This is a genomic window from Variovorax sp. 10N420, from assembly GCF_056394705.1.
Genome location: NZ_JBFTIJ010000006.1, coordinates 216,081 through 228,607 on the forward strand (window position 1 = coordinate 216,081; position 12,527 = coordinate 228,607).

At 64.4% G+C, this 12,527-nt stretch carries 10 protein-coding genes; 2 read left to right on the forward strand and 8 right to left on the reverse strand.

The window, feature by feature from the left end; genetic code table 11:
* Window positions 1-19: 19 nt before the first annotated feature.
* From AC1DEK_RS17455 to AC1DEK_RS17465, 3 genes are all read right to left on the reverse strand, one after another.
* On the reverse strand, window positions 20-868 hold the full coding sequence (locus AC1DEK_RS17455) for a TauD/TfdA dioxygenase family protein (protein WP_478126750.1): 849 nt from the start codon (window positions 866-868) through the stop codon (window positions 20-22).
* Between the two features lie 186 nt (window positions 869-1,054).
* The gene (locus AC1DEK_RS17460; protein WP_478126527.1) at window positions 1,055-3,748 is read right to left on the reverse strand and encodes a helix-turn-helix transcriptional regulator; all 2,694 of its coding nucleotides are present in this window, start codon (window positions 3,746-3,748) and stop codon (window positions 1,055-1,057) included.
* Window positions 3,749-3,897: 149 nt separating this feature from the next.
* Complete coding sequence (locus AC1DEK_RS17465) at window positions 3,898-4,491, reverse strand: hypothetical protein (protein WP_478126528.1); 594 nt, start codon at window positions 4,489-4,491, stop codon at window positions 3,898-3,900.
* Between the two features lie 129 nt (window positions 4,492-4,620).
* Between AC1DEK_RS17465 and AC1DEK_RS17470 the strand changes: the two genes are divergently transcribed.
* Entirely contained in the window at window positions 4,621-5,415 is a 795-nt protein-coding gene (locus AC1DEK_RS17470) for a DUF2092 domain-containing protein (RefSeq protein ID WP_478126529.1), read from the forward strand.
* An 11-nt stretch (window positions 5,416-5,426) separates the two neighbouring features.
* Window positions 5,427-6,137, forward strand: coding sequence for a hypothetical protein (locus AC1DEK_RS17475; protein ID WP_478126530.1), 711 nt, complete (start codon window positions 5,427-5,429; stop codon window positions 6,135-6,137).
* Between the two features lie 57 nt (window positions 6,138-6,194).
* Here the strand turns inward: AC1DEK_RS17475 and AC1DEK_RS17480 are convergent, their stop codons facing one another.
* From AC1DEK_RS17480 to AC1DEK_RS17500, 5 genes are all read right to left on the reverse strand, one after another.
* The gene (locus tag AC1DEK_RS17480) at window positions 6,195-7,814 is read right to left on the reverse strand and encodes a bifunctional aspartate transaminase/aspartate 4-decarboxylase (protein WP_478126531.1); all 1,620 of its coding nucleotides are present in this window, start codon (window positions 7,812-7,814) and stop codon (window positions 6,195-6,197) included.
* A gap of 64 nt (window positions 7,815-7,878) precedes the next feature.
* Window positions 7,879-9,573, reverse strand: coding sequence for an aspartate-alanine antiporter (gene aspT / locus AC1DEK_RS17485; protein ID WP_478126532.1), 1,695 nt, complete (start codon window positions 9,571-9,573; stop codon window positions 7,879-7,881).
* A 20-nt stretch (window positions 9,574-9,593) separates the two neighbouring features.
* Window positions 9,594-10,382: an enoyl-ACP reductase FabI gene (gene fabI / locus AC1DEK_RS17490; protein ID WP_478126533.1), complete on the reverse strand. Its 789-nt coding sequence runs from the start codon at window positions 10,380-10,382 to the stop codon at window positions 9,594-9,596.
* On the reverse strand, window positions 10,379-11,575 hold the full coding sequence (locus AC1DEK_RS17495; protein WP_478126534.1) for an acetate/propionate family kinase: 1,197 nt from the start codon (window positions 11,573-11,575) through the stop codon (window positions 10,379-10,381). The genes fabI and AC1DEK_RS17495 overlap by 4 nt, the downstream gene beginning before the upstream one ends.
* Window positions 11,576-11,579: 4 nt before the next feature.
* Window positions 11,580-12,518, reverse strand: coding sequence for a phosphate acetyltransferase (locus AC1DEK_RS17500; RefSeq protein ID WP_478126535.1), 939 nt, complete (start codon window positions 12,516-12,518; stop codon window positions 11,580-11,582).
* Between the last annotated feature and the right edge of the window lie 9 nt (window positions 12,519-12,527).

Genomic DNA, 12,527 nt, shown 5'->3' on the forward strand with positions numbered 1-12,527 from the left:
AAGAGCGAAGAGGCGTTGCCTAGGAGGTGGCTTCACCGACGATGCCGGCGCGCTCCATCTTTCGACGGCACGGCGGGTAGTCCATCACCGCGTAGTGCTGCGTGCAGCGGTTGTCCCACATGGCCACGCTGTTGGGCTTCCAGCGGAAGCGCACCTGGTATTCAGGGATGGCCGCCTGGCTGATCAGGTACTGCAGCAGCTGGCTTGCGCCCGGCGCGTAGTCCTGGCCGTAGCGCACGTTGTCGACATTGTGGAAATTGGTGAAGTGCGTCGTGTATGCATTGACGAACAGGACCTTCTCGCCCGTCTCAGGATGCGTGCGCACCACCGGGTGCTCGGCATCCGGGAACTGCGCGTGCAACGCGAGGCGCTTTTCGATCGGCATCGCGGCGCCGAAGCTGGCTTCGATGCTGTGGCGGGCGCGCAAGGGCGCGATCCGATCCTTCACATGCTGCGGCAGCCGCTCGTAGGCGAGCGCCATGTTGGCCCACGTCGTGTCGCCACCCACCGGCGGGCATTCCACGCAGCGCAGAACGGCGCCGAGCGGTGGCTTCTCGCGCCACGTGGCGTCGCAATGCCAGGAGTTCTCGTAGCGGTCGTTCGGCTGTTCGGGCGACTTGTAGATTCGCACCAGTCCCGGGTTCTCCCGATCGCTGCCGAGCACCGGGTGGGGCTCGAGTTCGCCGAAGTGCCGGGCGAAGGCCACGTGCTCGGCGCGCGTGATGTTCTGGTCCCGAAAGAAAAGTACTTTGTGCTTGAGCAGGAGAGCGCGGATTTCGGCAACCAGCCCGGCGTCGCGCGAGGCGGCGCCCAGGTCTACGTTGCGCAGTTCGGCGCCGATACTGCAGGTCAGCGGTTCGACCTCGATGGAGGTCTTGAGTTCGGGTGTATTCGTCGGGTTCATGGGCCTGTTGTCTCCTGACTCTTGTCGGTAGGAACGGTCCGCGAACAGGCGGCTCCGTAGGCCATGAGAATAGGGAGATGGCCCTTGCGGCGCCCCCTCCTTGCAGCAGGGGCCCTCCCCTTCAGGCCCCTGTAGCGGCGTAACCGCTTGTCAGTCGGACGACTTGATCAGCCCGAGGATCCGGGCGCGGAGAACGACCTGCTTGCGCGTGCCGGCGTCAAGCTTGGCGAAAAGGTTCTTGACGTGCCATTTGATAGTGGTTTCCCCCACCTGCATGGCCCGCCCGATTTCCTTGTTCGACAGGTTATGGGCGAGCAGCTCCAGCACCTCGCGCTCCTTGGGCGTGAGCACCATGCCGTAAGGCGCGGACGGCCGTTGCAGCTCCGGCTGGCTCGAGCGCAAGCCCGGCGCCGCGGCAGGCTCGGGCGCAGCGCCGTGGCGGCTCGATCGGGCGGAGTCTCCAGCGGAGACATTTCGGACCCAGTCGCCCAAGTCCGGATGCGCATCGGCAAACACTCGGCGCAGCCCGAAGGTTTCCGCAAGATCCATGGCCTCGCGCAGCTGCTTCTGCGAATCCTCTCCGCACTGGTACAGGGCAAAGGCGTGCAGTCCGAGAACCTCGATGCGCAGGCGCCCCTGCTTGATCGTGCGCGCCAGTTCGCCGGCCCGGGACAATGGCGCCATCGCACCGCGCCAGTCCTTCGCCGCAATCGCCGTGTAGCACTGCGCAAGCTCACGAAGAACATCCACGCTCTCCCGCCAAAGCGGCCCCTTCGGCATTGCCGGGTCTTCCAGCAGCGCATCGATCTCCCCGCAAAGCTGGCGGCAAGTCACGGCGCGATATCGCCTGGCGTGCATTCGCACCTGCTCGCACAGGCTGGCAATGCGCAAGCGCGGCAGATTGCGGGCCCGCCCCGCCGCATCCATGGCACCGAGCAGTTCCAGCGCGCGATGTTCTGCGCCTTCAGCCGCTGCGCTACGCGCCATGGTCCGATAGGCCAGCAGCAGCGATTCAGGCACGCCGCTGTGCTCGAGCACGTCGAGCCGGTCTGCCAGCAATGCCGCGGATTCGCCCGGCCGATCGCACTCCCAGGCCGCCGTGGCAAGCAGCGCGGCGAGCATGCAGCTGAACCGGTTGCGACGGCCCAGTTCGGCTTCTGCACGCGCGACTGCGGGGCGCAGGAGACTTTCGGCAAGCAGCACCTGCCCTTCCCAGATGTAGCTGAGCCCGACGATGAATTCGCCCCAACGCACGGTGTAGCCGACGCCGCCGAAGTCGCCACGCGGCGCCTGTTGCTCACGCAGGCGCGCCAGGGCCGGTTCGCCGGACAGGAGCGCCCGATAGGCGGTGCGGTTGGCATGAACCTGCAGCAGCACCGGATCGTTGATGGGCGGTGCGTCGGACCAGGGGCCGTGCAGTTCGGCGAATCGATCGGGATCGTCCGCGAACACCGACGCGCCACCGAGAATCAGCGCGCACTCATAGCGAAGATCCGTGCCGACCTCGGGCTGCGCCAGGATGCGCGCCACAAGCTGCTCGGCCTCCTGATGCCGCTCGCTGACGCCCAAAGTCCAGGCTGCGGCAAGCAAGAGCCGGGGCCGCCGGTCCAGTTCGTCGGCCGGAAGCTGCGCAAGCCATTCGAGCACGGCGCCCTGCCTGCCGTGTCTCATGATGGATTCGTAGAGGCTGCGTTCGGCAAGCCCATAGGCCTTCTGGTGCTCGCCCGCCGTCAATGCGTGCCGCGCCGCGTATTCGAGCAGCCCGTGCTCGGCGAGCCATTCGGCCGCGCTTGCATGCACTGAAGCCTGTTGCGTCGCATCGAGCGCCGAGAAGAGCTTGCGCAGTACGTCGCGCGCGAGCGTATGCATGCGCAGCCACTCGCCGCCCTCTGATTCAGCGAAGACAGGCGTGTCCCGGCTCAGGCGCGCCAATCGTTCGACGGCGTCTTCGTATCCGCTCACCGAGCGACACAGGTCCGGATGCAGGTGATCGAGGATGGAAATGCGAACGAGGAAATCGCTGTCGCCGGGGTCGAGATTGGCCAGCAGCAGCTTCACGAAATGATCGTGAAGCCTGCCGTCGAGCATCGCCATACCGGCAACGTCGGCATGCGCATCGACGCCGCGCGAGATGATCGTCAGCGCAACCTGGACGCCGAGCGGCCATCCTTCAGTGACTTCGTGCAGGCGTGCCGCCGTGTCGTTGTCGACGCGCGCACCGAGGCGGCTGCGCACGAGTTCCATGGTTTCGTCGAGCCGAAAGCGCAACGATGCGGGTTCGACCACGGCGCACTGCCCATAGGCGACGAGGTCGTCTATGTCCAGTTGGCAATCGGGGCGCGCAGCAACGATCACGCGCAGGTTCGGCGGCGCATTGCGCATGAGGTAGACAAGGGCTTCGCGCGAAGCCATCGGCAGGCGCTCCGCCTCGTCGACGAACAGCACGACATCGAGGGCCGCCTGCGCCAGCTCCGCGAGCCAGACGGTGATTCCCTCGAGACCGCCCGGACCCACGGCTTCGAGCAAGGTGTGCCCGAATGTCGAACGCCCGGAACCGCGCCGCACTGCGAGCGCGAGGCTTTGCGCCAGGCGTTGAGGTTCGTCCTGCGGCTGCGCGAAAAGCCATGCGACGGTGGCGCCGCGGGACAAGTGTTCGAGCCGCCACTGCGCCAACAGGGAAGTCTTTCCGAATCCGGCCGGGGCTTGCACGACCACCGCGGGAAAGTCCCGGATGCCGGGTGCGGTCGACAAAAAGCGCGCACGCGAAACAAGATCACGCGGCACCCGAGGTGGCGAGACCTTGAGCAGCAAGTCGTCGTCGACCTGGTCGGAAGCACGCGTCACAGACGTCCTCTCTTCGAGCGGAGGTTGAGGGCGCCGGTCCGGTGCGGACGGGTGGCTCGGAGGTGCCCAAGTGCGCGTTTGCGACGCCCGCGGGCGCGAGAATTCTAGCGACACGCATCGACCGCACAGGGGAAAGTCCCCCTCCTCGCCTACTTCTTCGCAGGCTCCATCGACAGCGCTACCGCCTCCGTGTAGACCGCATGAACCTGGTCGCCCACCTTGATCATTTTCAGTTGCTCGGGATCGCGGATGGTCAGGTCGACCTCGTACTCCGTCCCGCGAAGCGTGATCATGTGGGTCTTCCTGTTGACGGCAACCACATTGGCAGTCACCTCGACCTTCTGGCCGACCATGCCGCCCGGAAGCTGGCCTGCCGCCGTCCTGTCGGCCATGGGGGTCTGGACGCTGCTGCGCAGTTCCTTGCCGTCTTTCATGAGGGTCAGTGTCAGCGCCTGCGCGTACCGCACCGATACGGTATCGCCCACCTTGACCTGGTCGAGGTTGCGCGCCTCCGGGCCGACGGTGAAGGCATGCACCCGGCCATGCGAATCCTTGATGGTCACATGGCGATTTGCGAGATCGATCGACTGGACCACGCCTGTCGCCCGGATGACCTCCTTGACGGTACCGGTGCCGGGGCTGGTCGAGGCCGCGACCTCATGGCCGGGCTTGCCCTGCGAAAGAGCAGGGGTCGCCAGCGTGCCCAGAACTGCCGTCGCTGCGAGTAATGCCAGGAACTTCATCAACGTCTCCTTAGTGACTGTCGGAAGATGGTGAGTAGCATGGCCCCAAGGGGGGCGCATGCGATTGATATTCGTCAACGAGCCTATCGAGCCACGCGCGCATGCTCTCTTTTTTTCGAGGTGGATGCCATGAAACTCGCAGGACTCGCATCGGCCATGCTGGCTTTGTCACTGACGACACCGGGGGTCGCGCAAACGCCCCCGGCAGGCACGACAGCACCCACCGCGCCGGCCGCACCCGCTGCGCCAGCCGCCAACGCGGTCGATCCGGCGTCGATCCAGGCTCTCAAGGACATGGGCGCGTACCTGCAGACATTGGGACGCTTCCGGACGTCGACCTCGCTGATGGGCGAGCGCGTTCTGGTCGACGGCCAGAAGCTGCTGCACACCGCCTCGGCGACCCTCGACGTGCAACGGCCGGACAAGCTGCGCGCCCGGATGTGGAGCGTTCGATCGGAACGCGAAATCATCTCCGACGGCAAGACGGTCACCCTCGCCTTTCCCGAGCAGAAGTACTACTCGTCTGTCGAGTTCTCGGGAACGAACGGAGAACTCGTGAAGAAGCTCGAAGACCGCTACGGCTTCGAAGTTCCGCTTTCGGATCTGTTCCTGTGGGGCACGCCCGCTGCGCCCGTGGACAAGATCGAGTCGGCGATGAATGCCGGCCAGGATCTCGTCGGCAATGACCTTTGCGACCACTATGCGTTCAGACAGGGAGATTTCGATTGGCAGATCTGGATCGCCACTGGTGCCAAGCCCTTGCCGCGCAAGCTCGTCATCACCAATCGCGCCGACGAGGCCCGTCCCCAGTCGGTCAGCGTCATGGACTGGAACCTGAAGCCGGCATTCACCGAAGCGACGTTCAGGTTCACACCCCCAAAGGGCGCGACAAAGATCGAATTTGTTCCGGCGAAGACCAACTAGAGGAGACCACCATGAACGGATCTTTCAACAGGTTGCTCGCTGCCCCTCTGGCTGCTCTCATGCTGGCCTCCTTCGCCATGATTCCGGCGGCGGAGGCTGCGGGTCGGGACGGCGGCGGCCGGGGAGGTGGTGGTGGCGGTGGTGCTCGCGCAAGTGGCGGCGGCGGCGGTGGCGGTGGCGGTGGCGGTGGTGGAGCTCGCGCTCAAGCGGGGGGCGGCGGGGGCGGCGCTCGCGCAGGTGCGGCCGCAGGAGGTGGTGCGGCTGCGGGCGCGGGCGGTGCTCGCGCCCCAGGCGCTGGCGGCGCTGGCAACAGGCAGGGCCAGCAAGCCAACAACGCCAGAGCCGACACGCGCACCAATGACGTTCGCAGTTCCAGCGTCAACAACGTCAACAACAGCACTCGCAACAACAACGTCAATGCGAACCGCAATACCAACGTCAACACCAATGTCAACGCCAATCGCAACACCAACGTCGTCGTCGCCGGCGGCAACAACAACAATTGCTGTGGCGGGTGGGACAACGACTATCACCCCGTCGCCGGTGCGGTAGCGGTCGGCGCTGCAGTCGCGGTTACCACCGCGGCCATCGGGTCGATGGTGAACACCGTGCCTGCCAACTGTGTGCCGGTCAACTATGGCGGCATGGTCTACCAGCAATGCGGAAGCGCCTGGTATCAACCGCAGGGTGGGCAGTATGTGGTGGTGAATCCGCCCTACTGACGCGTTGGCCGCCGGCACGCCCAAGGGAGTGCCGGCCTCACCCAAACTTGCCGATGTCTATGACTTCCTCGTCAGCTTGACCCCTTTGGCCCGTTCGAACGAATCGACGTAGCCTCGAGCCACCGCTCGCACCGCACGGCCGATCTTTTCATAGACCTCTTCATCAAGATTGGCGAAGGAGATACGCGCCGACCAGTCCGGCGCCTCGAAGCCACCGCCGTTCAACAGCACGATGCCGTGATCCTCGGCAAGCCTGAAGACGATGTCCAGCGGATGCACGTTTTCCTTGACCCACGCCACCAGTTCCTCGGTGCCGTATTTGCGCAGCCAGAACTCGAAGTCGATCAGCCCGTAGTAGTAGTCGAAATGCGGGTTGGCCGACACATCGATGCCGAGGCCTTCGACCGTCAACATCGCACGCCGATGGCAGATTTCCATGCAGGCCTTCTGGTAGGCCTTCTGCTCGTCCATGAGCTCATAGAGCGAGAAGAGCGACATCATCACCTGCTGGGGCAGCGAGAGCCCCGCCGTGTGATTGAGTGCCACATCGCGGCTGTCGGCGACGACGCGATCGATGAACCGCACTTCGCGCGGATGCGGCGTCAGTGTGCCGTAGCGCTTGTCGAGCTTCTTCAGCGTGGCGTCATCGTGCTCGCCGATGAGTTGATCGAAGACGTTGTCCTCATGCACGGCAATGACCCCGAGGCGCCAGCCCGTGCAGCCGAAGTACTTGCTGTATGAATACACGCCGATCGTGTTGCGCGGATAAGCACCGAGCAACGACCGGAAACCTGGCACGAAGGTTCCGTAGACATCGTCGGTGAGCAGCATCAGGTCGGGCCGCTTCTTCAGGATCTCCCCGATTTTCTTGATCACCGATTCGGACAACGCCATGGCCGACGGATTGCCCGGATTGACCACGAAGAAGGCCTTGATCTTGGGATCGAGAAGCTTGTCCAATTCTTCGTCGGTGAACTGGAACCTGTTCTCCTGCGGCGCATGCACCGTCACGATGTTGAGGTCATAGTCCTCCAGGTGCGGCATCTCCAGGTAAGGCGTGAAGATCGGAACCCCCAGCGCGATCGTGTCGCCGGCGTTGAGCAAGCGGTTGTTCTTCAGCGCCTTGAACGTGTAGCACATGGCGGCAGTGCCGCCTTCGACCGCATAAAGCTCGAAAGTGCCCTTCGGCCTCGGGTCGCCGCACATCGCCCATTGCAGGAACTCGCGCACGATGATCTCGTTGTGCACCAGCATGCGGTCGGGCACAGGGTAATGGTCGCCGATGATGGAGTCGACCAGTTCGTTGACGAAAGCATCGGGCTTGAAGCTGAACTTCAGCACCGCCCATGGAACCATCCGCTTCAGGAAATCGACGCCCGGCAGATCGTCGTGCTTGGCGAGCCATGCTTGCAGGCGTTCAGCACAGCCTTCCTCACGCGGGATGCCGCCGATGCCCGGCGGCACGTCCATCACGCGCTTGGTTTCCTGCACCGCGAAGAGACCCAGCGTGAAGAATGCTTCGCGCGGCTCCGTCGCAACCCAGTTGGGGTTGCCTCGCCCGGCATTCAGATAGGAGATCGCCGCGGCCTTGGCCGCCTTGGTCGCCGAGTCGGCGAGGAAGTTCTTGATCTCGAAAGGGCCGAGCGCTTCGTAGTTGCGCAATGTCAGAAGGTCCATCACTTGCTCCTTGATACGAAAAGGCCGCGGTCGTTGTCACGACCGTGGGCGACGAAGGCACCGATCAACCTGGATTGATCTTCATCATCACGATCACGATGAAAAGGCCCCAGATCGTCAGGAAGGTATTGCCTACTGCGTAAGGCATGCCGTAGCCGAGCGCCGGGATGTTGCTCTTCGCCGCGTCCTGCACCATGCCGAGCGCAGCGGTCGTGGTGCGTGCACCGGCACAGCAACCCAGCAGGATGGCCGGGTCGAAGTGGAAGATGAAGCGCGCCACCACGATGGCGAGCAACAACGGGACAGACGTGGCGACCACTCCCCAGAGGAACAGGCTCACACCGAGCTTCTGCAAGCCGCTGATGAAGTCCGGCCCGGCGTTGATGCCGACGATCGCGATGAAGACGTTCAGGCCGAGGTTGTTGAGAATCCAGAGCGCAGGCGCCGGGATCTGACCGAACTTTGGCTTGATGGTGCGGTAGTAGCCCAGGAACAAACCCGCCAGCAGCGCACCGCCCGAAGTCGACAGGCTGATCGGCACGCCGCCGATCGTCACGCTCAGCACCCCGATCAAGCCACCGATCAGGATGCCGGCCGACATGAAGGAGATGTCCGTTGCGTCGGTCGGGCGGTCCGCATAGCCGAGGACCTTCACGACCGCGTTCACGTGGTCGATGCTGCCGCCGATGCGGATCACATCGCCTCGGAGGATCTCGGTCCCCGGAAGCCGCGGAATGTCGACCAGCTGCCGGGTGATCTTGGCGAGATACACGCCACGCGCCGCCGGCATCTCGGCAAGCTCCGCGATGGTCTTGCCATTGATCGCCTTGTTGGTGATGAACACATCGACCACCGTCGCGCGCATGTCCAGCAAATCGCGGTCATCGATCTCTTCGAGAACCGCCTCGACGTTGTCTACCAGCAGCTTGCGAGCACCGGAGATCGCCACGAGATCGCCGACCTGAAGCACCGAATCGCCCTGCGCCACCATCATCTGGTTGCCGCGCTTGATGCGCTCGAAGAAAACACGCACGCCCGGAAAGGTGTCCTGGCAGCGCTTGCCCGCAAGACCGCTCTTCTCGGTGATGCGATAGCCGCGCAGGCCGAAGCCGTGATAAGCGGAGAGGATACCGGGCTGCGTCGATGCCGCGCCGCCGCCAAGCCGGGTCTCATAGTCCTTGCAGGCCTCCACCAGGTTCACTCCGATCAACTTCGGCCCCAGCTTGGACAGCAGCAGCGCCGAGCCGACGGTGCCGAAGATGTAGGTCACCGCATAGCCGACCGGAATCGCCCCCAGGATGCTCTTGGTGGCCTCGGGCGACAGGCCGGACTTGTTGATCTGGTCGGTGGCTACGCCGATCGAAGCGGAGATCGTCTGCGAGCCGGCATACAGACCCACCGCATAGCCGACGTCGAGACCCGCGAAATAGACGCAGGCAATCGGCACGACGAGGCAAGCCACCATCACGATCAGCGTGAACGCAATCTGCTTGGGACCGTCCTTGCCCAAACCCGCAAAGAACTGCGGCCCGACACCGTAGCCGACAGCGAACAGGAACAGCAGGAAGAAGGCGGACTTGATCGGCCCGGGGATCGAGAGCCCCAACTGCCCGATCGCCACGCCCGCGATCAGCGTCGCCGTCACAGCGCCCAGGTTGAACCCGAAGAACTTCTTCGGCCCCAGCCAGAAGCCGAACGCCAAAGCGGCAAAGAGACCGAGTTCCGGATACTGCCTCAGCGTTTGCACAAGCCAATCCATGGGGGATCTCCTTCTTTGTGTCAGGCCATGATGTTCACGCCGCCATCGACGTAGATGGTTTGGCCGGAGAGCCGCCTCGCATACGGCGTCGCCAGGAAAGCGCACGTGAATCCCACATCCATGATGTCGACCAGCTCACCGATGGGCGCCCGTTGCGCAGCCTCGGTAAGCAGCAGATCGAAATCCTTGAGTCCCGAAGCCGCGCGTGTCTTCAGCGGCCCAGGCGAAATCGGATGCACGCGGATGCCCTTCGGCCCTAACTCGTGCGCGAGGTAGCGCGCCGTCGACTCGAGGGCAGCCTTCACGGGGCCCATCACGTCATAGTTCGGCACCACCTTGTTGGCACCGACATAGCTCATCGCGAACATCGTGCCGCCGCTCGTCATCAGTGGCACGGCGAGGCGGGCCATCCGGATGAACGAGTGGCAAGACACGTCCATGGCCTTGGCGAAGCCCTCGGCAGAGCAGTTGAGCAAACCACCTTGCAAGTCGTCCTTCGGCGCCCAGGCGATGGAATGCACGACGACATCCAGCCGGCCCCAGGTCTTCTCTTTCTCTATTTCCGCAAAGACGGCTTCCAGCTCGCCGGGCTTGGACACGTCCAGCGGCACGAAGATGCCGGCGTTCAGTTGTCTGGCGAGCGGTTCGACGTGCGCCTTTGCCTTCTCATTGAGATAGGTGACGGCAAGGTCCGCGCCAAGCTCCTGAAACGCCTTGGCGCATCCGTACGCAATCGAATGCTCATTCGCGATGCCGCAGACCAGCACCTTGGCACCCTTGAGCAGCGGGCGAGAAATCTCGACGGTCACGATGCGGCTCCTTGCATGACTGCCACCCTCAACGTGTGGCGCGCGATCATCAGCTCTTCATTCGTCGGCACGACCCAGACCGCGACGCGACTGCCCGAGGTGCTGATGCGTTCGGCGCCGGCCTGGTTTGCCTCGGCATCGAGTTCGACGCCGAGCCATGCAGCGTCCCGGCACACACGCTCGCGAATCGCGCTCGCGTGCTCGCCGATTCCCGCCGTGAAGACAAGGGCGTCCACGCCGCCAGCGGCAGCCGCGAGCGAGCCCAGTTCACGCCCGATGCGATAGGTGTAAAGGTCGACCGCGAAACGTGCGCGCTCGTCATCGCTCGCCAGGAGCGCACGCATGTCGCTCGACACACCCGAAACGCCGAGCAGCCCCGATTGCTTGTAGATCAAGTCTTCGATCGCCCGGGTGTCCATGCCCCGTTCATCGATCAGGTAGAGGATCACGCCCGGGTCGAGCGTGCCCGATCGCGTGCCCATCGGCAGGCCGTCGACGGCCGTGAACCCCATGGTGCTGCACACGCTTCGGCCCCCCACCATCGCGCACATGCTGCTGCCGTTGCCCAGATGCGCGACGATCGCGCGGCCAGCGGCGGCCTTCGCATCGATGTTGGGCAGCGCGCTGGCGATGTACTCGTACGAAAGCCCGTGGAATCCGTAGCGCCGCACTCCAAGGTCGGTGATGGACGGCGGCAGTGCAAAGGCCTGCGCCACCTCCGGCTGGGCGCGATGAAAGGCCGTGTCGAAGCAGGCGACCTGAACGATGTCCGGCCGCAACTTCGCGACCACTTCGATGGGCTTGAGGTTATGCACCTGGTGCAGCGGTGCGAGGGGACTGAGCTTTTGCAGCGCCGCGACGACTTCGGGCGTTGCACGAACGGCCTGTGTGAAATCCAGACCTCCGTGAACCACGCGATGACCGACCGCGACCAAGCTGTGGTTGGCAGAGTGATCGCGAAGGAAGCCCACCAGGTGCCCCACCGCGCCGTCGTGTCCCAACTCCGCCCCCTCGCCCCAGGCTTTGGACCCGATTCCGGCGCCATGCGCGTCGCGAGCGACGAATTTCGGGGCCGTGTAGAGACCTTCGATCTGGCCATGCATCAACGCGCGCCCGTCGTCGGCACCGGCGTCGAAGACGCTGAACTTGATGCTGGAAGAACCGGCATTGAGCACGAGGACTACATCCGCCATGCCGTCACCCGATCGCCTTGCCGCTTTCGCGACGGGCATTCGCCACCAGTGCCGCGACGGCGCACGACGCGAGTCGCGTCATGATCGAATCGGCCCTGCTCGTGAGGATGATCGGAACGCGCGCGCCGAGCACGATGCCTGCAGCGTCCGCGCCGGCCAGAAAGGTCAGGCTCTTGGCGAGCATGTTGCCTGCTTCCAGGTCAGGCACCAGAAGCACGTTCGCACGTCCGGCCACTGGCGAATCGATCTTCTTGATCTTCGCGGCTTCAAGGTTGATCGCGTTGTCCAGCGCCAATGGCCCGTCGACCAGTCCGCCGGTGATCTGGTGCCGGTCCACCATCTTGCAGAGCGCCGCAGCCTCGACGGTGGATGGCACCTTCGGGTTGACCGTTTCCATGGCCGAGAGGATCGCCACCCTGACCTCCGGCGCGCGCAACGCATGCGCAAGATCGATCGCGTTCTGCAGGATGTCGGCTTTTTCCGCGAGCGTCGGGGAGATGTTCACGGCCGCGTCCGTGATGATCAGCGCCTGCTCGTGCCCCGGCACATCCATCACGAAGCAATGGCTGACGCGACGCGCGGTGCGCAAGCCTGTCTCGCGCTTGACCACGGCAGCCATCAGTTCGTCGGTGTGGAGACTGCCTTTCATGAGGGCTTCGGCCTTGCCTTCGCGCACGCTCTGCACGGCCGCGGCGGCGGACGCCTCGCTATGAGGTGTATCGACAATCGGCACCCCCGAGAGGTCAATGCCGGATGCGGCCGCCACAGCCTCGATGCGCGCGCGTGGCCCGAAAAGGACTGGTGCGATCAAGCCGAGCCGTGCGGCCTCCACGGCGCCCTCCAACGAACTCTGGTCGCACGGGTGCACCACGGCAGTCGGCGTAGGCGGCAAGGTCTTGCAGTAGTCGATCAGTCGCTGGTACTTGGCGTGTCTTGCTTCCATGTGGCACCT